General features: G+C 68.2%; 23 protein-coding genes and 1 pseudogene. 14 read left to right on the forward strand and 10 right to left on the reverse strand.

The features are described from left to right. The first annotated feature begins 207 nt into the window (after positions 1–207). The 8 genes from mbhE (at position 208) to SACGLDRAFT_RS16545 (ending at position 6523) form a co-directional block, all read left to right on the forward strand. Positions 208–2550 carry a hydrogen gas-evolving membrane-bound hydrogenase subunit E gene (gene mbhE, locus SACGLDRAFT_RS16510; RefSeq protein ID WP_005466007.1) on the forward strand — a complete coding sequence of 781 codons (2343 nt, stop codon included), beginning with the start codon at positions 208–210 and terminating at the stop codon, positions 2548–2550. Next, positions 2544–2996, forward strand: a complete 453-nt coding sequence (locus SACGLDRAFT_RS16515; protein ID WP_005466009.1) for an MnhB domain-containing protein — start codon at positions 2544–2546, stop codon at positions 2994–2996. Before mbhE ends, SACGLDRAFT_RS16515 begins: the two co-directional genes overlap by 7 nt. After that, positions 2993–3376 carry a sodium:proton antiporter gene (locus SACGLDRAFT_RS16520; protein WP_005466010.1) on the forward strand — a complete coding sequence of 128 codons (384 nt, stop codon included), beginning with the start codon at positions 2993–2995 and terminating at the stop codon, positions 3374–3376. Before SACGLDRAFT_RS16515 ends, SACGLDRAFT_RS16520 begins: the two co-directional genes overlap by 4 nt. Next, entirely contained in the window at positions 3373–4773 is a 1401-nt protein-coding gene (locus SACGLDRAFT_RS16525) for a complex I subunit 5 family protein (protein WP_005466011.1), read from the forward strand. The genes SACGLDRAFT_RS16520 and SACGLDRAFT_RS16525 overlap by 4 nt, the downstream gene beginning before the upstream one ends. 4 nt (positions 4774–4777) lie before the next feature. Beyond that, on the forward strand, positions 4778–5281 hold the full coding sequence (locus SACGLDRAFT_RS16530) for a Na+/H+ antiporter subunit E (RefSeq protein ID WP_005466012.1): 504 nt from the start codon (positions 4778–4780) through the stop codon (positions 5279–5281). Between the two features lie 5 nt (positions 5282–5286). Then, the gene (locus SACGLDRAFT_RS16535) at positions 5287–5556 is read left to right on the forward strand and encodes a monovalent cation/H+ antiporter complex subunit F (protein WP_232283985.1); all 270 of its coding nucleotides are present in this window, start codon (positions 5287–5289) and stop codon (positions 5554–5556) included. Next, the gene (locus tag SACGLDRAFT_RS16540; protein ID WP_005466014.1) at positions 5553–5897 is read left to right on the forward strand and encodes a cation:proton antiporter; all 345 of its coding nucleotides are present in this window, start codon (positions 5553–5555) and stop codon (positions 5895–5897) included. The genes SACGLDRAFT_RS16535 and SACGLDRAFT_RS16540 overlap by 4 nt, the downstream gene beginning before the upstream one ends. Positions 5898–6007: 110 nt before the next feature. Next, on the forward strand, positions 6008–6523 hold the full coding sequence (locus tag SACGLDRAFT_RS16545; protein WP_157608832.1) for a hypothetical protein: 516 nt from the start codon (positions 6008–6010) through the stop codon (positions 6521–6523). Between the two features lie 55 nt (positions 6524–6578). Here SACGLDRAFT_RS16545 and SACGLDRAFT_RS22820 read toward each other — a convergent pair whose 3' ends face one another. The 5 genes from SACGLDRAFT_RS22820 to SACGLDRAFT_RS16565 form a co-directional block, all read right to left on the reverse strand. Then, the gene (locus tag SACGLDRAFT_RS22820; RefSeq protein WP_005466016.1) at positions 6579–6710 is read right to left on the reverse strand and encodes a putative transporter small subunit; all 132 of its coding nucleotides are present in this window, start codon (positions 6708–6710) and stop codon (positions 6579–6581) included. A 21-nt stretch (positions 6711–6731) separates the two neighbouring features. Beyond that, positions 6732–8396 carry a sodium:solute symporter family protein gene (locus SACGLDRAFT_RS16550; protein ID WP_005466017.1) on the reverse strand — a complete coding sequence of 555 codons (1665 nt, stop codon included), beginning with the start codon at positions 8394–8396 and terminating at the stop codon, positions 6732–6734. Between the two features lie 502 nt (positions 8397–8898). Further along, positions 8899–9672, reverse strand: coding sequence for a phytanoyl-CoA dioxygenase family protein (locus tag SACGLDRAFT_RS16555; protein ID WP_005466018.1), 774 nt, complete (start codon positions 9670–9672; stop codon positions 8899–8901). 82 nt (positions 9673–9754) lie between these two features. Further along, positions 9755–10678 carry an NADP-dependent oxidoreductase gene (locus tag SACGLDRAFT_RS16560; protein WP_005466019.1) on the reverse strand — a complete coding sequence of 308 codons (924 nt, stop codon included), beginning with the start codon at positions 10676–10678 and terminating at the stop codon, positions 9755–9757. A gap of 183 nt (positions 10679–10861) precedes the next feature. Next, positions 10862–12055 carry a cysteine desulfurase family protein gene (locus SACGLDRAFT_RS16565; RefSeq protein WP_005466020.1) on the reverse strand — a complete coding sequence of 398 codons (1194 nt, stop codon included), beginning with the start codon at positions 12053–12055 and terminating at the stop codon, positions 10862–10864. A gap of 159 nt (positions 12056–12214) precedes the next feature. On the opposite strand from SACGLDRAFT_RS16565, the gene SACGLDRAFT_RS16570 reads away from it, so the two are divergent. Next, positions 12215–13309: an LLM class flavin-dependent oxidoreductase gene (locus tag SACGLDRAFT_RS16570; RefSeq protein ID WP_005466022.1), complete on the forward strand. Its 1095-nt coding sequence runs from the start codon at positions 12215–12217 to the stop codon at positions 13307–13309. Continuing rightward, entirely contained in the window at positions 13306–13902 is a 597-nt protein-coding gene (locus SACGLDRAFT_RS16575) for an FMN reductase (protein WP_005466023.1), read from the forward strand. Before SACGLDRAFT_RS16570 ends, SACGLDRAFT_RS16575 begins: the two co-directional genes overlap by 4 nt. Before the next feature lie 202 nt (positions 13903–14104). Here SACGLDRAFT_RS16575 and SACGLDRAFT_RS16580 read toward each other — a convergent pair whose 3' ends face one another. From SACGLDRAFT_RS16580 to SACGLDRAFT_RS16595, 4 genes are all read right to left on the reverse strand, one after another. Next, entirely contained in the window at positions 14105–15262 is a 1158-nt protein-coding gene (locus SACGLDRAFT_RS16580) for an acyl-CoA dehydrogenase family protein (protein WP_005466024.1), read from the reverse strand. Next, positions 15259–17241, reverse strand: coding sequence for an ATP-binding protein (locus SACGLDRAFT_RS16585; protein WP_005466025.1), 1983 nt, complete (start codon positions 17239–17241; stop codon positions 15259–15261). The genes SACGLDRAFT_RS16580 and SACGLDRAFT_RS16585 overlap by 4 nt, the downstream gene beginning before the upstream one ends. Positions 17242–17246: 5 nt before the next feature. Beyond that, a complete protein-coding gene (locus tag SACGLDRAFT_RS16590) occupies positions 17247–18860 on the reverse strand; it encodes a carboxyl transferase domain-containing protein (protein ID WP_005466026.1) in 1614 nt (537 codons plus the stop codon). A gap of 168 nt (positions 18861–19028) precedes the next feature. Then, on the reverse strand, positions 19029–19826 hold the full coding sequence (locus SACGLDRAFT_RS16595; protein WP_005466027.1) for an SGNH/GDSL hydrolase family protein: 798 nt from the start codon (positions 19824–19826) through the stop codon (positions 19029–19031). Positions 19827–19979: 153 nt separating this feature from the next. On the opposite strand from SACGLDRAFT_RS16595, the gene SACGLDRAFT_RS16600 reads away from it, so the two are divergent. Next, entirely contained in the window at positions 19980–20567 is a 588-nt protein-coding gene (locus tag SACGLDRAFT_RS16600) for an SACE_7040 family transcriptional regulator (protein WP_040919202.1), read from the forward strand. Positions 20568–20613: 46 nt separating this feature from the next. Then, positions 20614–21120, forward strand: coding sequence for a hypothetical protein (locus SACGLDRAFT_RS16605; protein ID WP_005466029.1), 507 nt, complete (start codon positions 20614–20616; stop codon positions 21118–21120). A 106-nt stretch (positions 21121–21226) separates the two neighbouring features. On the opposite strand, the pseudogene SACGLDRAFT_RS16610 reads toward SACGLDRAFT_RS16605, so the two are convergent. Beyond that, positions 21227–22198 (reverse strand): annotated as a pseudogene (locus tag SACGLDRAFT_RS16610) (zinc-binding dehydrogenase). A gap of 406 nt (positions 22199–22604) precedes the next feature. Here SACGLDRAFT_RS16610 and SACGLDRAFT_RS16615 point away from each other — a divergent pair. Both SACGLDRAFT_RS16615 and SACGLDRAFT_RS16620 read left to right on the forward strand, forming a co-directional pair. Continuing rightward, a complete protein-coding gene (locus tag SACGLDRAFT_RS16615) occupies positions 22605–23726 on the forward strand; it encodes an ABC transporter ATP-binding protein (protein ID WP_005466032.1) in 1122 nt (373 codons plus the stop codon). Then, positions 23726–24622, forward strand: a complete 897-nt coding sequence (locus tag SACGLDRAFT_RS16620) for an ABC-2 transporter permease (protein ID WP_040920085.1) — start codon at positions 23726–23728, stop codon at positions 24620–24622. The genes SACGLDRAFT_RS16615 and SACGLDRAFT_RS16620 overlap by 1 nt, the downstream gene beginning before the upstream one ends. Positions 24623–24624: the final 2 nt, after the last annotated feature.

A 24624-nucleotide genomic window follows, 5' to 3' on the forward strand; every position in this document is an offset into this window, starting at 1 on the left:
GAAGTGCCAACATCCGTACACAGACTGCGAACACGCGTGCACAACCTGCGGACACGTGTGCACAGGCTGCGGACACGGCGGGGGTTTCTTGCGCCCACACACTCGGGGTGATCGAGTCGCGACGGTGGCAGGCCGTTGTGAGGATTGACATGCGTGACCGATCACCCTGCGAGGTCGCGGCTGCGGGGCCGCTGATGGAGGAGCGAGGTGTCTGCTGCCCATGGCGCCGAGATTCGGGAGCCACGCGACGGCTCCCGTCGCCGCGCCCCGGCGACGGACTGGCTGGGGTGGGTCGCGTGCGCCGTCGCGGCCGTCGGGTTCGGACTGTTCCTGCTCGCATGGTCGGCCGACGGCTTCTCGGTGTCCGCTCCCTGGGCCCCGAGTCTCGGGCTACGGCTGAGCTTCTCCCTCGACGGGCTGGGCGCGCTGTACGCGCTGCTGGCCACCGGCATCGGCGCGCTGGTGTTCGCCTACGGCAGCCGGTACCTGCCCCTGCATCTGGAGCACGAGCATCGCCCCGCCGGGGAACGGTGGCGCTTCTGGCCGTGGATGGTGCTGTTCGCCGCGTCGATGGCGGGACTGGCGCTGGCGCAGGACCTGGTGCTGCTGTTCGTCTTCTTCGACCTCACCGCCATCTGCTCGTACTTCCTCATCGGATTCGACCGCGACCGCCACGAGGCTCGCACCGCAGCGATCGCCTCCCTCATCATCACCGTCGCCAGCGCCGTCGCGATGCTCATCGCCGCGGCCCTGTTCTACGGCCGCTACGGCACCTTCTCGATCCCCGAGCTGGCTCGGATCGCGGAAAGCGAGTCGACCACCACCGCGGCGGCCGCGCTCCTGGCCGTGGCCGCCCTGGCCAAGAGCGCCCAGACCCCCCTCCACTTCTGGCTTCCGCGCGCCATGGCCGCTCCCACCCCGGTGTCGGCCTACCTGCACTCGGCGGCGATGGTCGCGGCCGGGGTACTCGTCCTCGGTCGGGTCCATCCGTTGCTCGCCCTGAGCGACGGCGTCCTCACCGCGTTGTCGGTGGTGGGCACGGTGTCGATCGTCGTCGGCGGGGTGCTCGCGCTGGGCCAGGACCGGCTCAAGCAGGTCCTGGCCTACTCCACGATCTCCCAGTACGGCTACATGGTGCTGCTGTACGGCATCGGAGGGGCGGCCGGTAACGGCGCGGCGGCGTTCTACGTCCTCGTCCACGGTGTGGCCAAGAGCGCGCTGTTCATGACCGCCGGGGCGGTGACGATGGCCACCGGCGAAGACCGGCTGTCCCGATTGAGCGGGCTCCGCCGTCGCATGCCGGTGCTGGCGGTGGCCTCCGGTGTGGCCGCGGCGACCTTGGCGGCTCTGCCGCTCACCTCGGGATTCTTCAAGGACGAGCTCTTCTTCAAGGCCGCTTACGCAGCGGGCCCGTGGCAGACGGCGGTGGCGTTGCTGGCGGCGAGTCTGACCTTCGCCTACATCGGACGCTTCTGGACGAGGCTGTTCCTCGGCCGGGAGCGAGTGGCCGACGCCGTCGGTGGAACCGCCGAGATCACGTCGTCGGCCTTGCTCGTCGCCCCCGTCGTCGTCCTCGCCGTGGTCGCCGTTCTGACGGGGGTGGTGGTTCAACCGTTCGCGGGACTGGCCGAGGCCGCGGGCAACGTCAGCAACGGCGGCGGGGTGGAGTTGTCCCCCGCCTATCACCTGGACGCGCGACCGGAGAACCTCCTCGCGGTGTCGGCCTGGGCCCTGGGAGGCCTGCTGCTCGTGGGACGCCGCCTCTCCATTCGTGCGTCCCGGTGGTTGGCCGCGCTCGGACAGCGCTGGGGCCCCCGCCGGGGTTACGTGGAGTCGTTGCGGGGACTGTCCGCCCTGTCCGGCATCGTCCACGACCGGGAGGTTCGTACCCTGCGGAACAGCATCGCGGTGGTGCTCGTGCCCGCCGCGATCCTGGTCGGCCTGGCCTTCGCCTTCACCCCCGGAAAACGGTCCTACGTCGTCGGCACGGTGTCCGGGAACGACTGGCTGGTCATAGCCCTGCTGGCGCTGGTGATCATCGCCACGGTGGCGGTCACCCGGTCCCGTGCTCGGCTTCCCCTGGTCCTCACCCTGGCGGTGGTGGGGTTCGCGCTGGCCGCCGTCTACGCGTTCTTCAGCGAACCGGACGTGGCGCTGGTGGCCGTGACGGTCGAAACCATGATCACGCTGGTGTTCCTCGTGGCCATGGCTCGGCTTCCCAGACATCGGAGGGAAGGGAGCGGTGTCCCTCCCACGGCTCCCGAACTACCGTACGCCGATCCGGCCAGGGAGAACCCGCGGAACCTGCTCGCCGGACTCGCGGCGGGCGTCGGCATGTTCCTCGCCCTGTGGGGCTCCCTGTCCCACCCCGCCCGTGAACCGTACGTGTCGACCGACCTTCTCACCCTCACGCCCGTGGCCCACGGCAAGGACGCCGTCACCGTGATCGTCACCGACTTCCGCGGCCTGGACACGCTCGGGGAGATCACCGTCCTGGTGATCGCGGGCGTCGGGGTGGCCACTCTGCTGCGAAGGGGGCGATTGTGGTGAGACACCCCGACGTCATCGTTCGAGGAGTGGCTCGGCTGCTGCTCACCCCGAGCATCGCCGTCGCGGCGGCACTGCTCGTGAAGGGCTACGCCGAGGTCGGCGACGGCTTCAGCGCCGGGATGATCATCTCCTTGACGATCTCGTTGCAGTACGTGGCGATGGGAACGTCGGCCACCGAGCGGACCCTGCCGTTGTTGCGCTTCAGCCCGGCCCTGGTGCTCGGCGGCTTGCTGCTGGCGTTGGCCACGGCGTTCTTCCCCCTGGCGTGGGGGGAACCGCCGCTGAGCCACAAACCCGGCCCCGGCGAGTCCGTCCCCACCGTGGGCACGTTGGAACTGTTCACCCCGTTGGCTTTCGACGTGGCGATCCTGCTGCTAGTGGTGGGCGTGCTGACGACGATCCTGCACCAGTTCGCCAACACCGAACCGGAGGAGGAGGTTCGATGAACCTCGCGATCGCGGTCACCTCCTCGCTGTTGTTCGGCAGCGGCGCCTACCTGCTCCTGCAACACGAACTCATCCGGGTGACCGCCGGGATCATGCTGATCTCCCAGAGCGCCGTGTTGATGCTCATCGGCTCCGGGCTGTTCCGGGGCGGGGCTCCGATCGCCCCGACGGACGGGCCGGTCTCCGACCCGGTCCCCCAGGCGTTGGCCCTGACTGCCCTGGTCATCGGCCTGGCTACGGTGGCGCTGCTGCTCGCGCTGGTGAGTCGGGTCACCACGGTGTTTCGCAGTGCCAGCCGTGACGAGCTGACCACGAGCGAGGCGGAGTACGAGCGAGCACTGGCCGACCAACGACGGCTCGACCGCGACGAGGCGACGTGACGGCGGTGACGGTGGCGCTGGCACTGCCCTGGGTCGCGGGGGTCGTGCTGGTCGGGTTCGACGGACGGCGACCGACGGTCGCGTGGCTCGCGGTGGCCGCCCTCCTCGCCGACCTGGTCGCTCTCGTCGTGCTCGCGATCGACGTGTTCACCGACGGCAGCATCCAGGTGGTGACCGGCAGCTGGCCCGTGGGCGTGGGAATCGTGCTGCGCGCCGACGCCCTCGGGCTCACGTTCGCGCTGCTGTCCGTGTTCGTCCTGCTGATCGCGACCACCGCCGAAGCCATCAACGGCGTTCGGCTACGGACGTTTCCGGGGCTGGTGGTGCTGCTGGCCACCGGGTTGAACGGGCTGTTCCTCACCAGGGACGTGTTCAACTTCTACGTCTTCTTCGAGCTGTCGATGATCGTGTCCTACGTGCTGACCGCGTACGGGGGACGCACCCGTCAGCTCCGGGCGGCGTTGGTCTTCACCTCGGTCAACCTGCTGGGTTCCTTTCTCTTCCTGTTGTCCGTGGCCGGCACCTACCGGGTGTCCGGGACGTTGTTGATGAGCGACGTGGCCGACCGCATGACCGAGGTACCCGCCAACGCGGCGCTGCTCATCGCGCTGGGCTTCTTCGTCGCCTTCAGCGTCAAGGTCGGATTGTTTCCGTTCCACTTTTGGCTTCCCACCGTCTACGCGGGTACGCGCCCCGCCGTGGCCGCCATCCTCAGTGGAGCCGTCGCCAACATCGGCGCGTACGGCCTGCTCCGGTTCGGCGTGGAGGTGTTCGAACCGCAACTGGAATCGGCTGCCACCGTGCTGATCGTGCTCGGTGCCGCCTCGATCGTCTACGGCGCCCTGCTGGCGGCGTCCCGTGGTGATCCCGCGGAGATGCTGGCCTACTCCACGATCGGGCAGATCGGTTACGTCCTGGTGGCCATCGGCGTCGGCGGGCCGATAGGGCTCACGGCCGCGGTGCTCTACAGCGTGATCAACGGTTTGAACAAGACCCTGCTGTTCATCAGCGCCGGCCAGCGGGGAAGGCTGGTGGCCACGGCCTTCGCCGTCGGAGCGTTCAGCGTGGCCGGCGTGCCACCCGCGGTGGGTTTCGTCGGCAAGCTGGAGATGTTCCGGACCGCGCTCGCCGCGAACAGCGCCACCCTCGTGGTCCTGCTCTTCGTCGGAAGCGCCCTGTCGCTGATCTACCTGTTCCAGGTGTACCAACACGTCTTCTGGCTGCGCAGCGGCCCGGTCGGGGAATCGGCCATCGGGGAGGCGTGGCACGAGAACAGCCCGCTGCCGCTACGGGCCCTGATGCTCGTCCTGGCGTTCGTGGTCCTGGGTGCCGGGGTGTGGCCGGAACCCTTGCTGGCGCTCAGCGACACCGCCGTCGACGCACTGCTCCGGAGGTGAGTGGATGGTTCGCTCGTTCGCGAAGGTCGTCGCCCTCACGGCGATCTACCTGTTGGCGCTGGGACAGATCCAACCGGGTGACATCCTCGTCGGGGTACTGCTCGCCGTGCTGCTGGTGGCGAGTGCCCGGTTCATCCACTCCATACCGCCGACCGAAGGTGCGAGCCCCATGGGTCCGGCGTTGCGCCGCATCGCCGGCCTTCCCGCCCTGATCGGGGGAACCCTGGTCGACATCGGACGTGGTAGTTGGACGGTGGCCCACTACTGCCTGCGCAAACCTCCGGACGCCGAACCGGGGACGGTCACCATCCCGATCGGACGCAGTTCGCCGAGTTCGGCCACGACGTGGGGAATTCGAGTAGGGGTGTCTCCCGACACCGTCGTCGTCGACGTCGACGAGAGGCGAGGTGAGATGTTGTTGCACGTACTCGACGCAAGAGACCCGGACGCGGTACGAGCCGACCAGCGGGACAGCTACGAGCGGCGGCAACGCCGGGTCTTTCCGTGATCGCCGTGCCCACCGTCGTTCTCATCCCCGCGCTGATCTGGATGACGCTGCTGCTCGTGGGTGGTGGACTCGTGCTGATCCGGGCCCGCGACGCCATCCGGGGTCTCGTCGCCCTGGACATGCTCGCGGTCCTGGTCATCTCACTGCTGGCGTTGCTGTCGTACCTGCGGGGCCAGCCGTACTACTTCGACGCCGCGGTCGCGCTCTCCCTGTTGGCCTTCGTCTCCACCGTCGCGACGGCACGGTACCTCGGTTCCGGAGGGCCCTTCGGATGATCTCGACGCTGCTCGACGTCCTCGGCGCCGCGCTTTTACTGCTCGGCCTGGTCCTGCACACGATCAGCTTGTACGGGGTGTTGCGTCTGCCCACCACCTACCAGCAGCTCCACGCCCAGGGCCTGGCCACCGGCCCCGGCGTGATCGCGATCCTGGCGGCCTCCATCGCCACCGAGAACGCCGGGATCATCACCTTCGCCGTGCTCGCCATCGTCTTCGTCGCGATCACCTCACCCGTCTCCAGCCATGCCATCGCCCGTGCCGAACATCGTCGGTACCGCCGCCGCCAACGCCACGCCGATCGCTTGGAACAGCCTCGGGGCGAAGTCTCGGAGGAATGAGTGACCTCGGCGTGTCCGGCTCCTGCCATGTCCGCCGGAGGACAGCCGAAAGCCCGGTGACGTCGCGGAAATCGCCCCTACGCTGCTTTCACACACTGGGGGTGACGGACATGGCGAACGAAACCTGGCGGCCCGCCACACGGCGGGAACTCATCAAAGCGCTGATCCACGACGTGAAGGTGGCCATACCCATCTATCTCTTCTTCACGTTCGGGCCGGGGCTCGTCCTCGGCGGGCTGAGCGACTGGGGATTCCTAGGCCTGTTGGCGAGCATCGCCGTACTGATCGGGTTCTTCTGGTTGCTGTGCGGATTCGCGGGGTGGTGGATGGGCGACCTCGCCGTCCACAACTTCCGCAGCCACGGCTATCGGCGCTACCACCTGCACCAGGTGTACGGCGACACGGGCAACCACGTCGGGCTGGGCGGCAGGATACTGCGAATCCTCCTATCGCCGATCGATCTCACGTTCCTGTGCTTCAAGACGAACGCCGCACAACTGTTCGTGTGGGCGAGAAGGATTCAGGTCATCTACGTCCCACCGGGCCAGCCGCTGCCCAAGGGGCCGTTGCCGAGGCCCGGCCGGTTCCCGGTGGAGTTCAACCCGGACTACTTCACGGAGGAGTAGCCCGGAATCCGGCGGGGCCACGGAAGTCTCCGCGACCCCGCCGGAACCGCGGGGGTCAGACGACCCTCGTGCCCTTCTTGCGAGCGTCGCGGTAGTCCTTGACGACGCCGTAGGTGAGCGCACTAAGGACGATCAGGGTGAGCAAAGGCCACACCAGGATGTAGGCCGTGATGAGAAACGTCTGCATGTTCGTCTTTCCTCTCGCTTCTCAGCGGGCCGCGACGGCGTCGTCGCCGGGTTCGGTGTTCTGCTTCTCCTCGTCCTGGAACGCGGTGACCCGCTCGTTCAGCAACGCGAAGTCAAACCGCTCGGTGTTGCGCATGGTGACCAGCACACACGCCACCGTGCTGGCGCCGTAGGCGACCAACGCCCCGAGCAACGTGGGGTAGTCGCGCAGGAACCCGATCACGAACGGTGCCAGGGCGACGAGGGAAACCCCGCCGACCCCGAGACCGACGTTCTTGCCGAAGAAGCCGAACGCCATGAGCCCGAACACCACGGCCGCGCCGATCACCGCGGCGATCTCCATCACGAGGCCGACGACACCGGTCAGTTCCAGCAGTTCGAACCGAGCCACGACGAAGAACACCACACCGGCGATCGCGGAGGCGGTGAACGCGAGGTTGTTGATGCGATCCCAGAAACAGCTGACGATGACCGGGAACACCAGCGCGCCCCACAGCCCACCCATGAAGACCAGCAGGTCGAGGATGTCGAACTTCGTCATGGCGATCATGACGCCCAGGGCCGTGGCGCCGACCATCGTCAGTCGGCCGATCAGCAGCATCGTCTCGGGCTTGGCCTTGTTCCGGGCCAGGTTCCTGCCGTAGATGTCGGTCATCACCAACGACGACAGGGCCGCGAGGTCGGAGTCCGCAGTGGACGACAGCGAACCGATCACCATGATGAACAGCAAGGCGATCATCACCGCGGGCAGGTACTCCGACGCCATCTGCGGGATGATGTTGTTCATATCGCCGTTCATCGGCTGCAGACCGACCATCAACGCCACCAGGCCGATCATGCCCAGACCGATCACGGTTCCGGCGTAGCCGAGCGTCGCCGTGACGAACGTGGCCTTGATCTTGTCCTTCCGCACCGCGAAGAGTCGCTGCGCGATGGTCTGGTTACCGACCGCGTAGGCCAGCACCGCCGCCAGGTACGGAGCACCCTGTTCGAGGAACGCGGTGCCGGAGAAGAAGTCCGCCTGCTCGTCGGTGATCTTCAGCATTCCCTCGTCGATCACGTCCGTGCCACCCGCGGCGAAGAACACCATCGGGATGATGAGCGCGGCGGCCAACATCATGGCCACGAGCTGGGCGTAGTCGGTCAGCACCGAGGCCCGGAAACCCGACCACAGCGTGTAGGCGAGCACCCCGATCGCCACCGCCAGCACACCGTGCATGAAGTCGAACGGAGTGAGGACCTCCACCAACGCACCGGCCGCGGTGAAGTTCGCCGTGAGGCTGATGACGCTACCGGCGATGTTGGAGAACGCGAGGATCAACTGGCTGGACTTGCCGTGCCGCGCGCGCATCATCTCGGCCAGCGTGTGCGCGCGGGGCGCCAACTCGCGGAAACGCCGCCCGAAGGGGTAGATGCAGAGGATCATCAGAGCGCCCCAGAGCCCGTAGTGGACAGGCCCCGACAGGCCGTAGCTGTAGCCCGAGGTGGCGCTGGCGTAGAACGAGGCAGCCCACACCCAGGTGGCGGTCATGCTCGCAGCCGAGATCCCGAACCCCACCGCGTTGTTCGAGACCATGAACCCGTCGACGTTCTCCTTCTTCTCCTTGATCGTCCGGGTCATGAGATACGTCAATCCGTAGAACCCGACCAACAAGAGCACGGTGGTCGTCGCACTCAGCTGAAACAACTGAACTCTCCATGACCTCTGTCGCTCGCGTATCCCCCCTTTTTCGGGAGGCGGGCGGGCATCACCACTAGTTGAATGTTGAAAACTTTGGAACCGCTTAGTAACGCGCACCACACACCGAAAAGAGATACACGTCACACATTTTCCCGATTCGCCCTTCGGAACCGACGTGCCGAAACAGCGAGACTTGCCGGGGAATCCCCAGGTAGATCCGCGTGCCGAGAGGGCGTTACAAGAGCCCGCCCCGGATTGCTGTGACATCGGACACCTTTGACCCCTCCCTCGGAGCGAGCCGACAGAGGGGACACGGCCACCCGAGAGGGGGCACGAAAATCCGGGGACACCACCCGCAAAAACGGGAAGGTGCCACCCTTCGCGGGTCGAGAAAAATCATTTCGACAGAGTCGTGAAATACCCGAATAATTGGTAAAACCCATCGAAAGAAAAAGGGCGAGCCCCACCGGAACTCGCCCGAGAAACCCGGATCACCGCGATTGAGCACTCAGGATCGCTCGACACCACGGGAGGCGAGGGCGATGGCTCGCTCCACCGGACTCGGGTCGGCCGCGTAGGGGTCGAGCGCGCCCTTCGGAACGAGCGGTGGCTGAGCCATGAAGCGTGGCGCGCGGCCGTGGTGCGGTTGCCCCGCGTGCACGAGAAACGGATGGCATACATAGACGTCGCCGACCGTGCCCGTCGCCAAGGTCACGGGACGATGCTCGGATGCCGCCACGGCGTCCCGACACAACGCCATCCATTCCCGTCCCGCTTCCCCCGCCGATTCGAGAAGCGGAGGCACGTCAAGGTGGGAACCGACCCGGATACGGGTGGGTGCGTCATCGGGTCCCACCTCGGAGAACAGGAACAGCAGAAGCAGCGCGCGGCCGCGCGAACGGTAGTTGACCCTGCCCTCGCCGTCGGGACCCGCGTAACTGGCCTCGACGTGCCACCCCGTGTCGCCGGGGTCGACCTCGCTGGGGAACCGGACGGGAAAGGTGCCCAGACCACCCAGCCGCTGCCACCGCTCCGGGCCCACGAGGACGTCGAACGCCTCGTGCAGCGCCGGGGTCGTGGCCGCCTCACGGAACGGCGGCGTGGAAAAGCCCCCGAGCCGGATGACGGGTTGGGTCCATGTGGACGGATCGGTACGGGAACAACCCGTGGCCTCCCACAGCTCCCGCACACAGCGTTCGCCGACGTCGGCGGGAAAAGCTCCTTCCAGCTTCACGTAACCATCGCGAACGAACTGCTCCACCTGCTCGGAGCCGAATGACATGAGAAGACCTCCCCGTGGAAGACCACCAGTGTGGTTTCCACGGAGAGGCCCGCACAACTCAATTTGCGCTCGGTGGCGAAGGTCAGCTCACCGACAGGATGATCTTTCCGCGAGTACGTCCTTCACGGCTCAGCCGCCAGGCTTCGGCGGCCTGCTCCAGCGGCAGCACGCGGTCGACGAACACGCGCACCTTGCCCTCGTCGGCGAGCCGGGACAGCTCGGCGAGGTCCGTGGCGTCCGGACGCACCCACATGTTCACCCCGCCGACCTCGTCGGCCCGCGGGTCCACCACCGACACCAGGCGGGAGGGGTCCGACAGCAACTCCCGCGAGGCGTCGACCGATTCCCCTCCCACACAGTCCACGGCGGCGTCGACACCGTCGGACGCAAGTGCGCGCACCCGTTCCACCAGCCCCTCGCCGTAGGTGACGGGCTCGACACCGAGCTCCCGCAGGAAGTCGTGGTTGCGCTCCGACGCCGTGCCGATCACCCGCGCCCCGCGCGCCACGGCGAGCTGGGTGGCGAAGGAACCGACACCACCCGCGGCGGCGTGCACGATCACCGTGTCGCCCTTGTCGACACGCGCCCGGTTGAGCGCCTGGTACGCGGTGAGTCCCGCCAGCGGCAGTCCCGCCGCCTCGTTCCAGTCCAAAGCGGCCGGTTTCCGCGCGATCAGCCGCACGTTCGCGGACACCAGTTCGGCGTACGTTCCGTTGGCAACCCAGTCCTTGCGCACGTAGCCGATGACCTCGTCACCGACCTTGTAGTCGTAGACGTCGAGGCCCACGGCCTCCACGACGCCCGCGACGTCCCAACCCGGAATGATCGGGAACTGGGTCTCCATCATCGCGTCGAGGTAACCGGCCCCGAGTTTCCAATCGACCGGGTTGACCCCCGCGGCCTTCACGCGGATGAGCACCTCGCCCGGCGCCACCTTCGGGTCCGGCCGCTCGGCGAGTTTCAACACGTCCGGCTCGCCGTACTGCTCCTGAATGATCGCTCGCATATCAGGCGCAACGACCACCCCCGTGGCGGCTATTCCTCCCACCCGCCGTGTCCGCAGGTTGTGCACACGTGTCCGCAGACTGTGCACGGTTGTTCGCACTTGGAGCACACGGGGGCGTACACCAAGTGCGAACACGCGTACATCACCTGCGGACACGAGTACGTCACCTGCGGACACGGCGGTTCAGACCCAGTGAACCTCGCGTCGCCTCTCGCTGCGGCCCGAGACGGCTGTCGCCGTGATCAACTCGGCCGCGCGGTCGACCTCCTCCTCGGTGCTCCACCGGCCCAGCGACAGTCGCAGCGCCGACAGGCTCCGCTCGACGGGCAGGCCCATCGCGGTCAGTACCGGGGACGGACCGTGTCGGCCGCTGTGACAGGCCGACCCCGTCGACGCCGCCACCTCGGGGGTCGCGTGAAGCAGTTCCCACCCGCGCACGCCGTCGATGCTGACGTTGAGCGTGTTCGGCAGCCGTGCTTCCAGCGGCCCGTTGAGCCTCACCCGGTCGCCCAGTTCCGCGCGGAGCCGTTCGTGAAGCCGGTCACGCAGCGTACGGACGCGGTCGAGAACGCCGGCTTCGAGGTCGGCCCCGGCGAGTCGCGCGGCGGTCCCGAGCGCCACGGCGAAGGCCACGTTCTCGGTTCCCGCCCGCAGTCCCCGCTCCTGCCCTCCCCCACACACCAACGGCTCCAGCCGCACACCGGGTCGCACGTACAGGGCTCCCACGCCCTTCGGCGCGTACATCTTGTGCCCGACCACGGTCAGCAGGTCCACGTCGAGCGCGGTCACCTCGATCGAAAGCTTCCCCACCGCCTGAGCGGCGTCGCAATGGAACACCGCGTCGTGCTCGTGAGTGATCCGGGCCAGCTCGGCGATCGGCTGCAACGCCCCCGTCTCGTTGTTCGCCGCCATGACGGACACCAACACGGTGCGCGGGGTGAACGCGGCGGCCAACTCGTCGGGGTCGACCGTCCCGTCCCCACGGACCGGCAGCCAGGTGACGTCGACGCCGTACCGGCTCCGCAACATCCGGCACGACTCCAGTACGGAGGGATGCTCGGTGCGTTGGGTGATCACGTGTGGACGGTCGATCCCGGCGGCCAGGGTAACGCCGTGCACCGCGAGTGCGTTCGCCTCGGACCCCGAACCGGTGAACACGATCCGCTCGCCCGACGTCCCGATCAGAGCGGCCACCTGCGCCCGAGCGCGGTCCAACGCCGCCCGCGGTTCGCCGCCGTAGTGGTGTTCGCTCGACGGGTTGCCGAACGCCTCGGACAGGTAGGGCGACACGGCGTCGACGACAGCGGGATCGACCGGGGTGGTGGCGTTGTAGTCGAGGTAGATCGGCCCGGCCACGAGCCCGCTGGGGACGGCCACGTCACACCTTCCTTCCGCGCTCTTCTCGTCGTTATAACGCCGCCGAAGCGGGCACGCGCGTCGAGCGAAGAAAGGCTCCACCTACCGGAACATCTCTGCGAGAACACGCGTTACAGTGCTAGTTGAACGCACAACTACTCCCGCGAGCGTGGTGACATCATGCAGTTCGGCATCTTCACCGTCGGTGACGTGACACCCGACCCGACCACGGGCCGGACGCCCACCGAGCACGAACGCATCAAGGCGATGGTGCGCATCGCGCTCAAGGCCGAGGAGGTCGGCCTCGACGTCTTCGCCACGGGCGAGCACCACAACCCGCCCTTCGTGCCGTCGTCGCCCACAACCATGCTCGGCTACATCGCCGCGCGCACGAAACGGCTGATCCTGTCCACGTCGACGACGCTGATCACCACCAACGACCCGGTGAAGATCGCCGAAGACTTCGCGATGTTGCAGCACCTCGCCGACGGTCGGGTCGACCTGATGCTCGGCCGTGGCAACACCCCGCCCGTGTACCCGTGGTTCGGCCAGGACATCCGCCAGGGCATCCCCCTCGCCGTGGAAAACTACGCCCTGTTGCACGAGCTGTGGCGCAAGGACGTGGTCGACTGGGAAGGCCGCTTCCGCACCCCGCTGCGGGGCTTCACGGCCACCCCCCGGCCGCTCGATGGAGTGCCGCCGTTCGTGTGGCACGGCTCCATCCGCAGTCCTCAGATCGCGGAGCAGGCCGCCTACTACGGCGACGGCTTCTTCCACAACAACATCTTCTGGCCTCCCGAACACACCAAGCGCATGGTCGAGCTGTACCGCGAGCGGTTCGCGCACTACGGCCACGGCGAACCGCATCAGGCGATCGTGGGCCTCGGCGGCCAGGTGTTCATGCGGAAGAACTCCCAGGACGCCGTGCGCGAGTTCCGGCCGTACTTCGACCACGCCCCCGTCTACGGCGGAGGGCCGTCCCTGGAGGAGTTCTCCGCGCAGACACCCCTCACCGTCGGCAGTCCCCAGCAGGTCATCGACCGCACCTTGAGCTTCCGCGAGTACGCGGGCGACTATCAGCGGCAGCTGTTCCTCATGGACCACGCCGGACTGCCGCTCAAGACCGTGCTCGAACAGCTCGACATGCTGGGAGAGATCGTGCCCGTGCTGCGCAAGGAGTTCGCCGCGCTGCGGGCTCCGGGCGTGCCCGACGCGCCCACCCACGAATCTTTGCTGGCGGCGAAGCGGGCCTCGGAAGGCGGGCGGGAGGCATGAGCGCACGCAACCTCGTCGTCGTCACGGCCGGGCTCACCACCCCGTCGTCCACCCGACTGCTCGCCGACCGGCTGACCGAGGCCGTCGCCCGACGCGCTCCCGTGGAACCGCACGTCGTGGAACTGCGGGAACACGCGCGCGACATCGCCGACAACTTCGTCACCGGCTTTCCCCCACCCGCGTTGGGGACAGAGCTCGACGCGGTGGCCAAGGCCGACGGTCTGATCGCCGTCACCCCGATTTTCACCGCGTCCTACAGCGGGTTGTTCAAGTCGTTCTTCGACGTCCTCGACGACACGGCCTTGCGGGGCAAGCCCGTGCTCATCGCCGCGACCGGCGGTACCCCACGGCACTCGCTCGCCCTGGAGCACGCCGTGCGGCCGATGTTCGCCTACCTGCGAGCGCTCGTCATGCCCACGAGCGTGTACGCGGCGTCGCAGGACTGGGGCGGAGAGGGCGCGGAGGAACTCTCGCGGCGTATCGACCGGGCCGCGGGCGAACTCGCCGACGCGTTGGACGGCCGGACCACCGCGGTGGAGCCCGAGGAGGAATTCGTGCCCTTCGACGAGCTCCTCCGGCGGCAGGGGCGGTGAGCCCGGCTCAGCACACCAGCGTGTGGTGCCGAGCCGGGTTCCCTCTCGGCGTCGAGCCGCACGAGGAAATCAAGCCTCTTACGCACTCGTGTCCGCAGTTCTCGTACGCGTGTCCGCACTTCCCGTACACCCGCTCGTACGAGAAGTGCGAACACGTGTGCACAAACTGCGGACACGCGTACGTAGCCTGCGGACACGCCGGTCAGTTGGTTACGCCCAGTTCTCGGGCGATGAGCATGCGCTGGACCTCGCTGGTGCCCTCGCCAACCTCCAGGATCTTGGCGTCGCGGTAGAAACGACCCACCGGGTACTCGTTCATGAACCCGTACCCGCCGAAGATCTGCGTGGCGTCGCGGGCGTTGTCCATGGCGGCGTTGGAGGCCGCGAGCTTGGCGATGGCCGCCTCCTTCTTGAACCGCTCGCCGCGCAGCATCTTGGCCGCCGCCTGGTAGTACGCCAGCCGCGCCGTGTGGGTGCGCATCTCCATGTCGGCGATCTTGAACTGGATCGCCTGGTACTCACCGATCTTGTGGCCGAACGCCTCACGTTCGGCGACGTAACGCAGGCATTCGTCCACACACCCCTGAGCGAGTCCCACCGACAACGCGGCGATCGCCACCCGCCCTTCGTCCAGGATGGACAGGAACTGCGCATACCCGCGACCGCGTTCGCCGAGCAGGTTCTCCTCCGGCACCCGGCAGTCGTCGAACGTGAGCCCGTGCGTGTCCGAGGCGTTCCAGCCGACCTTCGAGTACTTCGGCTGCACCGTGAGGCCCGGCGTCCCCGACGGCACGATGATCGCGGAGATCTCCTTGCGCCCGTCGGGTTTCTGCCCGGTGACCGCCGTCGCCGTGATGATGCTGGTGATGTCGGTGCCGGAGTTGGTGATGAAGGACTTGCTGCCGTTGATCACCCACTCGCCACCGTCGAGTGTGGCCGTGGTGCGCGTCGCCGACGCATCCGAACCACCGCCCGGCTCGGTGAGCCCGAAGGCACCCAACGCCCGGCCCGCGCACAGCTCGGGCAGCCAACGCTGCTTCTGCTCCTCGGTGCCGAACCGGTAGAGCGGCATCGCACCGAGCGAGACCCCGGCTTCCAGGGTGATCGCAACCGACGAGTCGACCCGCGCCAGCTCCTCCAAAGTGAGGCACAGCGCGAAGTAGTCACCGCCCATACCGCCGTAGGCCTCGGGGAACGGCAGGCCGAACAGCCCCATCTCCCCCATACGGCGAACGATCTCGTACGGGAACTCCTCCCGTTCGTAGAACTCCCCGATCACCGGGGCTACCTCGGACGTGGCGAAGTCGCGCACCGTGGCGCGAAGGTCCTCGTACTCCTCGTCCAACCTGTAATCGATCATGACTCGCCTTCTTCCGGGGTGACCAGAGCAAGGGGTTCGTCGAGCGCGACCTGTTGACCCGCCCGGACGTTGAGCTGACTCACGACCCCGTCGACGGGTGCCGTGATCGTGTGTTCCATCTTCATCGCCTCGACGACCAACAGCGGTGTTCCCGCCTTCACCACGTCGCCGACGTCGACCTTGACGACGAGCACCGTGCCCGGCATGGGGCTCGTGACGGGCCCGGCGTCCACCGACTCGGCATGCGAGGCCAGCAGGTTCGGACGCTCGCTCACCGCGACGACCCGGCCTTCCCTCGCGTACCACACGGCTCCGTCGGCGGCCTCGGCGCGGCGATACCGTCGGTGCTCGCCTTCCACGCGCACGACGAGGTCGGACCCGTCACGGGCGGCCGAGGCGGACACCGGTTCGGCGTCGTCCACCACGACACGGGCGTGTGCGGGCTCCCCTTCGACCCGCACGAGGGCTTCGGCGTTCCCCGCCCGCAGGCGCATGGTCGTCCCGGCGTTTCCGCCGAGCCGCCACCCGCTCGGGATGTCCCACGGGTCGACCACCGGTCCCGTCGGCCACAACGACAACACCCGGTCGAGTGCCGCCGCGACGAAGAACTCCATGGGGTCCGACTCGGTGGTGAGCGCCGGCAGTTCCCGTTCCACCAGGCCCGTGTCGAGCCGTCCCACCACGACATCGGGATGCCGCAGCAGCGAGCGCAGGAACGACACGTTCGTCGGAACCCCCAACACCGCGGTGTCGGCCAACGCGCGATCGAGCCGACGCAACGCCGACGTCCGGTCGGGACCCCACGCGATCACCTTCGCCAGCATGGGGTCGTAGTGCGACGCCACGGAGGTGCCCGACCGCAGTCCCGAGTCCACCCGCACGTGCGGCCCGGCGGCCTCGTGCAGGCCGAGCACGGTGCCCCCAGTGGGCACGAAGTCACGCGCCGGATCCTCGGCGTAGACGCGGGCCTCCACGGCGTGACCGTCGAGCCGCACGTCGTCCTGGGCGAACGCCAGCGGCTCGCCCGCCGCGACCCGCAGTTGCCACTCCACGAGGTCGAGCCCGGTCACCATCTCGGTGACGGGGTGCTCGACCTGCAGCCGGGTGTTCATCTCCAGGAAGAAGAACTCGTCGGGCGTCGCCGACGACACGATGAACTCGACCGTGCCCGCGCCGACGTATCCCACCGAGCGCGCCGCCTCGACAGCCGCCTTGCCCATGCGGGCACGGGTGTCGGCGTCGAGCAGCGTCGACGGGGCCTCCTCGACGATCTTCTGGTGCCGCCGCTGCAGGCTGCACTCCCGTTCTCCCAGGTGCACCACCGTGCCGTGACGGTCGGCGAGGACCTGGATCTCGATGTGCCTCGGGTCGGTGACGTACCTCTCCACCAGCAGGCGGTCGTCGCCGAAAGCGCCCCGTGCTTCCCGCTGCGCCGACTCCACGGCCGCGGGCAGTTCCGCGGGCTCCCGCACGAGTCGCATGCCTTTGCCACCACCACCGGCGGAGGGCTTGAGCAGTATCGGGTAACCGGCGCGGTCGGCCGCGGCCGCGACCGAGTCCACGTCGGACACGTCGTTCGCTCCGGGCACGACGGGGACCCCGGCCGCCGACACCGTCTCCTTCGCACGGATCTTGTCGCCCATCGCGTCGATCGCCGACACCGGCGGCCCGACGAAGACGAGGCCCGCCTCCTGACATGCTTTGGCGAACTCGGCGTTCTCGGCGAGGAAGCCGTAGCCGGGATGCACCGCCTGCGCTCCGGTATCCACCGCGGCGGCCACGATGTCGGGAATGGACAGATAGCTGCGGGCCGCGTCCGCCGGACCGACCCGGCGCGCGACGTCGGCCTCGGCGACGTGCCGGGCGTCGGCGTCGGCATCGCTGTACACGGCCACCGACCGGATGCCCAGCCGTCGCAGGGTCGCGATGACCCGCACGGCGATCTCGCCCCGGTTGGCGACCAACACGGTGTCGAACATGCCCCTCACATCCTGAAGACGCCGTAGTTCACCGGTTCCAGCGGCGCGTTGGCCGCGGCGGACAACGCCAACCCCAGCACCGTGCGCGTGTCCTTCGGGTCGATCACGCCGTCGTCCCACAACCGGGCCGTCGAGTAGTACGGGTTGCCCTGACGTTCGTACTGTTCGCGGATGGGGGCCTTGAACGCCTCCTCGTCCTCGGCCGACCACTCCTGACCTCGCGCCTCCAGGCCGTCCCTGCGCACCGTGGCCAGCACCGACGCGGCCTGCTCGCCACCCATCACCGAGATCCGCGCGTTGGGCCACATCCAGAGGAACCGGGGCGAGTACGCCCGCCCGCACATCGAATAGTTCCCCGCGCCGAACGACCCGCCGATGATCACCGTGAACTTCGGGACCCGCGCGCACGCCACGGCGGTGACCATCTTGGCTCCGTGCTTGGCGATGCCCCCGGCCTCGTAATCGCGGCCCACCATGAACCCGGTGATGTTCTGCAGGAACACCAGCGGCACCGAACGGCGGTCGCAGAGCTCGATGAAGTGCGCTCCCTTCATCGCCGACTCCGAGAACAGCACGCCGTTGTTGGCGACGATGCCCACCGGGTGCCCGTGGATGCGCGCGAACCCGGTGACGAGCGTGGCGCCGTACTCCTTCTTGAACTCGGCGAACCGGCTGCCGTCGACGATGCGGGCGATGACCTCGCGCACGTCGTACGGCGTGCGGGGATCGGCGGGCACCACGCCGTAGAGTTCGTCGGGGTCCACGACGGGGTCCTCGGTCGGCGCCACGTCCCACGGACGCGGGGGACGGGGCCCGAGGGTGGAGACGATCGAGCGCACGATGCGCAACGCGTCGGCGTCGTCGGCCGCGAGGTGGTCGGTGACCCCGGACGAACGCGCGTGCACGTCGCCGCCACCGAGCTCCTCGGCCGTGACGACCTCTCCCGTGGCGGCCTTCACCAGCGGCGGCCCGCCCAGGAAGATCGTGCCCTGGTTCCGGACGATCACGGCCTCGTCGCTCATCGCGGGGACGTACGCGCCACCCGCCGTGCACGAACCGAGCACGGCGGCGATCTGCGGGATGCCCCGCGCCGACATCGTCGCCTGGTTGTAGAAGATGCGGCCGAAGTGCTCCCGGTCGGGAAAGACCTCGTCCTGCTTCGGGAGGAACGCGCCGCCCGAGTCGACGAGGTACACACACGGCAGGTTGTTGTGCAGGGCCACTTCCTGCGCGCGCAGGTGCTTCTTCACCGTCATGGGGTAGTAGGTGCCGCCCTTGACGGTGGCGTCGTTGGCGACGATGACGCACTCGCGGCCGGACACGCGGCCCACGCCCGTGATGATGCCCGCGCTGGGGGCCTCGTCGTCGTAGAGCCCGTTGGCCGCCAACGGCGACAGCTCCAGCAGCGGCGAACCGGGGTCGAGCAGCGCGTCCACCCGGTCGCGCGGCAGCAGCTTGCCGCGCTCCACGTGTTTCTTCCGCGCTCTCTCCGGACCACCCTGTCGCACGACGCTCAACCGCTCGCGCAGGTCGGCCACCAGTGCCGTGTGGTGGGCGACGTTGCGGGCGTAGGACTCACTGCGAGTGTCGACAGCACTGACGAGGGCGGGAGTGTCCATCACACCACCAAGTTAGCACCCGTTAACACCACGGCGGAGATGTTAGCGCTGACTAACCGCCGTGTCCAGGGCCGCCGCGAACGACACCGGCTCCACCGGGCGCGAAGACGACGAACGGCCGCCGCCCCGAGGAGGACGACGGCCGTCGGACGAGGAACGCGGAGCGGGTCAGCCCGTGATGCTCTCCAGCGCCGCGAGGTAGCCGTACCGCTGGCCGTTGGCCGTGGGGTGGTACGACTCGACGACCGGCCAGGTGAGGCTGTGCAGCCACCGCTCACCGTCGGCACAGATCTCGTGTCCCTCGAAGAACGGTCGCATGTCGACGAAGGTCACGCCGTGGGCCGCGGCGCGCTCGGCGGTCACCTCGGCCAGCGTGTCCGCACCGGAGTTGATCGCCTCGCGCTTGGTGTCGCTCAGGCCCACACTGCACGAACCACCGATCTTGTAGAAGCGCGGGTATCCGAGGACCACGATCTGCGCGTTCGGCGCCCGGCTCTTCAGAGTGCTGTACACGTTGTCGAGGCGCCCCGGCAGCGTCGTCCTGGCGAACTCCTTGGCCTCCTCCACACGCGCCACGCAACCACTGTCCGAGCTGAGCGTGCAGTCGGTCATCACGTCGGCGAACCCGGCGTCGTTCCCGCCCACCGAGACGGTGATGAGCGTGGTGCTGGAATCCACCGCCGACGCCTGACTGATCACATCGGACGTCACCGCACCGGAGCAGGCGACGAACTTGAAACTCGCCACGTCGTGAGAATTCGCCCACAACTGCGGATACGCGTTGGCGCTTCGCATACAATTCCCGGAGTCACCGTAGTCCTTGGCACCGACGCCGGACGAGTAGGAGTCTCCGAGAGCGACGTAGTTGACGGCCGCGGGCGTGGCAGCCGCCGTGAAGGCCCCTCCCGCGAGCGCAACTACGAATACCGCCAGGGCCGAAAGTAATCGTCGAGCCCGCACCGCCATGACGCACCCTTTCGTCAGTGTTTGACCGCACAGACCTCTACCAGGTGGAGAGGTGACGAAAGAAGTGCACGAACCCGACATAACCCGACCGGACCACATCGGAAGTCGCACCCTTTGGTTAACAACCGCTAACGCAGCCGCTAGAGTGTCGGGGTGCCCTCGGATTCCCCACTCATGCGTGGCGACAAGAAGACCCGTCGCGACCAGATCCTCGCGGCGGCCGCGGAACTGTTCGCGCACCGCGGGTTCCACGGCGTGGGCATAGACGAGATCGGCGCGGCCGTCGGCATCTCGGGACCGGCCCTGTACCGGCACTTCCGAAGCAAGGACGCCATGCTGGGCGAGATGCTGATCTCGATCAGTCGCTATCTGCTCGACGGTGGCACGACCCGAGTCGACGAAGGCGGTTCACCCGAGGAGGTGTTGGCCCGGCTCGTGCGCTTCCACGTCGACTTCGCACTGTCGCAACCCGCGCTCATCACGGTGCAGGAACGCAATCTCGCCAACCTCTCCGAAGCGGACCGGAAAGAGGTCAGGGCACTCCAGCGCAGGTACGTCGAGGTGTGGGTGTCGGCGTTGCGGGCCGCGGTCCCCGATCTGGACGACGCCCGAGCCCGGTCGGCCGCGCACGCCGTGTTCGGTCTGATGAACTCCACCCCGCACAGTCGCCACCTGCCCGACGACGAACTCGCCGACCTGTTGACCTCCCTCGCTCTCGGCGCCTTGTACGCGGCTAAGTGACGATCACCCTGGCGGGCGGCACACAAGACACTCGCCGTCGTGTTGGATGGGACGCGTGCGGGCCGACGACCACGAACACGAGGACGCGCTGGTGCGCAAGGCGCAGCGTGCCTTGACGGCCGCCGCGCTGGCCGACGAGGAGGAGGCCCTCGCCGCCGTCGGTCCCGACGGCAGGCGTGGCGAGCTGCCGGACACGAGGGGGTTGGTTCTCCTGTTGTTCGGCGCGTGCAGCGCCATGATCGCGAGTTTGGGCGACGGCGGTGCCCGTCCCGTGCGGGTGCAGGTGCTGGACGAGACCGGCGAGGAAGTCTCGATCGATCAGGCCACCCCGCCGATGCGCACGGCCGTGCGCACGTTGCTGGCCGAGGTGCACGGCAACCCCCAGGCCGCCGCCGACCAAGTGGAGATCGCGCTGGCGAACGCCGCACCCGACGAGGTGGACAGCGTGGTGCTCGCGGCACTGCACTGGACACTGCGACTGGCCGTCGAGTGCCTCGAACGGGATCTGCCCGTGCCCGACTGGATCGAGTCGATCTTCAACGAGGAGGACTAGGAGGCCGGACGCCTCGCCGACCCGCCGGGGCACGGGCCCGGCCCGACACTCCCGTCCGAAATAGTCGGTACGGTCGTACCACTCAAACGTCCGGTCTCCCGCGTCGTCAGTCCCGCCCCTCGGGCCACACCTCCAGCAGGGCCTTGCCCACGGTACGCCGCGACTCGATCGCCCGGTGCGCGTCCGCCGCCCGCTCCAGTGGGAAGCGTTGGCCGATCACCGGCCGGAGCCTGCCCGCCGCGACTTCCTCCAGCGCCTGCCGCGAGTACTCACGCAGCCGCTCCGGGGACGCCGACCCGGACACCACGATGACATCGCGTTCGGCCGCCAGGTCGGCGGGCACCTCCGTCAGCGCGCCACCGGCCGCACCGAAGGGGACGAAACGTCCACCGGCACCGAGCAGATCGAACGCGGCCCGGCCCACCTCGCCTCCGACGGCGTCGAAGACCACGTCCACGCCACCCACGCGCTCCCGGACCTTCTCGACCCACTTCGGGTCGCGGTAGTCGACGGTCAGCTCGGCACCGAGATCGACGGCGAGCTCCCTCTTACGACCGTCCCCCGCCGCCGCGATCACCGTGGCCCCGGCAGCGCTCGAAAGCTGCACCAGCAGGCTGCCCACGCCACCTCCGGCGGCCTCCACCAGCACCCGCTCGCCCCGGCGCACCCCGGCCGAGTCCGACATGAGCAGAGCGGTACGGCCGTCGGCCAACACTGCCACGGCGTCGGCGAGCGCCACGGCGTCGGGCACGCTCAGCAAGGCCGCGGCGTCGACCCCGACCTGCTCGGCGTAGCCGCCCGAACCACCCAAACCGGCGACGACACGTCGGCCCACGAGTTCCGGGTCCACCCCGGCGCCAACCTCGGTGACGACGCCCCCGACACCATTGCCGGGTACGACCGGCGGCTTGGCCGGAAAGGGGACGAAACCGCTTCGCCGGTACTGGGTCTCGATGAACGTGATGTTGGCGTACGCCACCCGCACCACCGCCTACCCCTCGGCGGGTTTCGGGTCCGGCGCCTCCCCCGGAACCAGTACCTCGGGGTCACCGAACCCCGTCATCCACACAGCTTTCACGGCACTCCTTTCGCCGTGGCCAGCCTGCAAGCTCCACCCGACTGGAGGGCAACGTCGCCGCACGCCGATGTCGATCACATCGTGGGACGGGTCGGCGGGAGGGCCGGGAGTGGATCAGAGTGAAAGGGGCGGCCCGCTCTACCAGCCTGGGGGTCACCGGGAGCGGGCCGCCAACACCAAGCTTAAGCAATAACTTCCGACTTCGCCGCTCGGGGGCGGCGAGTCACACAAGTTTCTTTTCCACCACGGGGAGACGATCTTCGTGAATCGTCCGGTTCGACCGGACCGTGGGAACTTCGGCGCGTCCCGAACTCAACGAAACCGAGCCCCTACCGTGATCGTCCAAAGAGCCGGTACGGCAGGATGACGCGAGCCAACGCACGATCACGAGGAATCGAGGGCTAGCATGCACGACGGCAGTGGCCGCATCGCGGTGCAGAACCTCACCAAGCAGTTCGGCGCCGTCACGGCGGTGCAGAACCTCAGCTTCACGGTCGAGCCCGGCAGTGTGACCGGGTTCCTGGGGCCGAACGGGGCCGGCAAGACGACGACCCTGCGGATGCTTCTCGGTCTGGTCAAGCCGACGGCGGGCACGGCGACGATCAACGGCAGACAGCACCACGAACTGGGCAACCCGGCCCGCGTCGTCGGTTCGGTGCTCGACAACGGCAGCTTCCACCCGAAGCGCACCGCCCGCGACCACCTTCGTGTGTACGCGGCGGCGATCGGGGTGCCCGACCAGCGCGTCGACGAACTCCTCGGGCTCGTGGGTCTCGCTCCCGCCGCCGACCGCAAGGCGGGCGGCTTCTCCCTGGGTATGCGACAGCGGCTGGCGTTGGCCACCGCCCTGCTGGGGGACCCGCAGGTATTGGTGCTCGACGAGCCCGCCAACGGGCTCGACCCGGAAGGCATCGCCTGGCTGCGTAACTTCCTGCGGTCGTTCGCAGCCCAGGGTCGTACGGTGCTGGTCTCCAGTCACCTGCTGTCGGAGGTCGAGCAGACGATCGACCAGGTCGTGATCGTCAGTGCGGGCATGACGCGGTACTACGGACCGCTGGAGAACCTTCGGAAGAGCCAGCGGTCTCGGGTGCTCGTGCAGCCCGCGGACGCCACGGGGCTCGTGTCCGCGTTGCGGGAGGCCGGGTTCAACGAGGTCGAACCCACCCAGGACGGCCGCGTCGCGGTGCCCGGAGCAACGGTGCAGCAGATCGGTGACATCGCCGCGAAGGCCGGTATCGCCGTGTACGGCATGGAGGAACAGCAGGCCGATCTGGAGCAGCTGTTCTTCCAGCTCACCTCGCCCCAGTACAGCGGGGCGCCGATTCCGGGCGTGCCTCAGCAACAGCCCGGCTGGGGCCAGCAGGTTCCCCAGGCGCAGTACCAGCAGCCCGGACCGCAGTCCGGCCCCCAGATGCAGTACCAGCAGCCGGGGCCGCAGTCCGGTCCCCAGGCGCAGTACCAGCAGCCCCATCAGCAACCCGGTCAACAACCACAGCCGAACCAGGGCTGGGGAGGTCAGCAGCAGTGATAGGCAACCTGATCAAGGCGGAGTTCCGTAAGACGCTCAGTCTTGGCCTGTGGTGGGGACTGGCCATCCCCGCGTTCGTCACGGCCCTGGTGTTCGCGCTGAGCTGGGGCGCGTCCGTCAACGACTTCAACGACTTCCTCGGCAGCAGCGACGCCCAGGAACTGGCCATGGTGCTCGGCATCGAAGTCGACAAGATGCCCGTGGGGCTGCTCTCGCTCGGCCGGGCCATCAACATCGGGGTCTTCTTCGCGGTGCTGTTCGGGGTCACGGCGCTGGCGAACGAGTACGCCCGCAAGACGATCAGCACCACGTTCCTCACCGCCCCGAACCGCGCGTCCGTGCTGTCGGCGAAGATGGTCACCTACATCGTCTGGGGCCTCGTCTACGGCCTCATCGCCGTGATCGCGGCCAGCATCGGCACGGTGATCACCGTGGACAGCGACGGGCTGCCCTCCGCGGGACAGTGGTTCGGCATCGCCGGCGCCGGCCTGTTGGCCGGTGTCCTGGGCAGTCTCTTCGGGGTCGGGCTCGGCGCGGTGTGGAACAGCATCGCCGGTCCCACCGTGTTCCTGTGCGTGTGGATGCTGCTCATCGAGAACATCCTCGTTCTGGTGGCGTTCTTCTCCGCCGAGGTGACCTGGCTCGGCGGGGTGCTGCCGAACGGCGCCCTGAACGGCGTCGTCGGCTCCATCGGAGCGGAGGCGTTCGGCGCGATCGGCTCGTCGATGGCCGAGCAGCTCGACCAGATCGACGAGGCGCTGCGGTGGGGTATGCAGTTCTTCGCGGGAGCGCCGGGCGCGTTCTCGTGGTGGGCCTCCGCCCTGATCTTCTTCGCATGGACCATGCTGTTCTTCGGGATCGGTTGGGCGGCCAACCAGAACCGCGACATCACCTGAGG

Origin of the sequence: Saccharomonospora glauca K62 (genome assembly GCF_000243395.2) — a bacterium.
Lineage (GTDB): Bacteria > Actinomycetota > Actinomycetes > Mycobacteriales > Pseudonocardiaceae > Saccharomonospora > Saccharomonospora glauca.

What these genes read in the sequence shown, in the direction of transcription:
- SACGLDRAFT_RS16615 (WP_005466032.1), top strand. Translation starts at nt 22,605, where the DNA reads ATGCACGACGGCAGTGGCCGCATCGCGGTGCAGAACCTCACCAAGCAG.
- SACGLDRAFT_RS16540 (WP_005466014.1), top strand. Translation starts at nt 5,553, where the DNA reads ATGATCTCGACGCTGCTCGACGTCCTCGGCGCCGCGCTTTTACTGCTC.
- SACGLDRAFT_RS16590 (WP_005466026.1), bottom strand. Translation starts at nt 18,860, where the DNA reads ATGGACACTCCCGCCCTCGTCAGTGCTGTCGACACTCGCAGTGAGTCC.
- SACGLDRAFT_RS16520 (WP_005466010.1), top strand. Translation starts at nt 2,993, where the DNA reads ATGAACCTCGCGATCGCGGTCACCTCCTCGCTGTTGTTCGGCAGCGGC.
- SACGLDRAFT_RS16580 (WP_005466024.1), bottom strand. Translation starts at nt 15,262, where the DNA reads ATGATCGATTACAGGTTGGACGAGGAGTACGAGGACCTTCGCGCCACG.
- SACGLDRAFT_RS16560 (WP_005466019.1), bottom strand. Translation starts at nt 10,678, where the DNA reads ATGCGAGCGATCATTCAGGAGCAGTACGGCGAGCCGGACGTGTTGAAA.
- SACGLDRAFT_RS16585 (WP_005466025.1), bottom strand. Translation starts at nt 17,241, where the DNA reads ATGTTCGACACCGTGTTGGTCGCCAACCGGGGCGAGATCGCCGTGCGG.
- SACGLDRAFT_RS16555 (WP_005466018.1), bottom strand. Translation starts at nt 9,672, where the DNA reads ATGTCATTCGGCTCCGAGCAGGTGGAGCAGTTCGTTCGCGATGGTTAC.
- SACGLDRAFT_RS16530 (WP_005466012.1), top strand. Translation starts at nt 4,778, where the DNA reads ATGGTTCGCTCGTTCGCGAAGGTCGTCGCCCTCACGGCGATCTACCTG.
- SACGLDRAFT_RS16575 (WP_005466023.1), top strand. Translation starts at nt 13,306, where the DNA reads ATGAGCGCACGCAACCTCGTCGTCGTCACGGCCGGGCTCACCACCCCG.
- SACGLDRAFT_RS16570 (WP_005466022.1), top strand. Translation starts at nt 12,215, where the DNA reads ATGCAGTTCGGCATCTTCACCGTCGGTGACGTGACACCCGACCCGACC.
- SACGLDRAFT_RS16605 (WP_005466029.1), top strand. Translation starts at nt 20,614, where the DNA reads ATGGGACGCGTGCGGGCCGACGACCACGAACACGAGGACGCGCTGGTG.
- SACGLDRAFT_RS22820 (WP_005466016.1), bottom strand. Translation starts at nt 6,710, where the DNA reads ATGCAGACGTTTCTCATCACGGCCTACATCCTGGTGTGGCCTTTGCTC.
- SACGLDRAFT_RS16595 (WP_005466027.1), bottom strand. Translation starts at nt 19,826, where the DNA reads ATGGCGGTGCGGGCTCGACGATTACTTTCGGCCCTGGCGGTATTCGTA.
- SACGLDRAFT_RS16545 (WP_157608832.1), top strand. Translation starts at nt 6,008, where the DNA reads ATGGCGAACGAAACCTGGCGGCCCGCCACACGGCGGGAACTCATCAAA.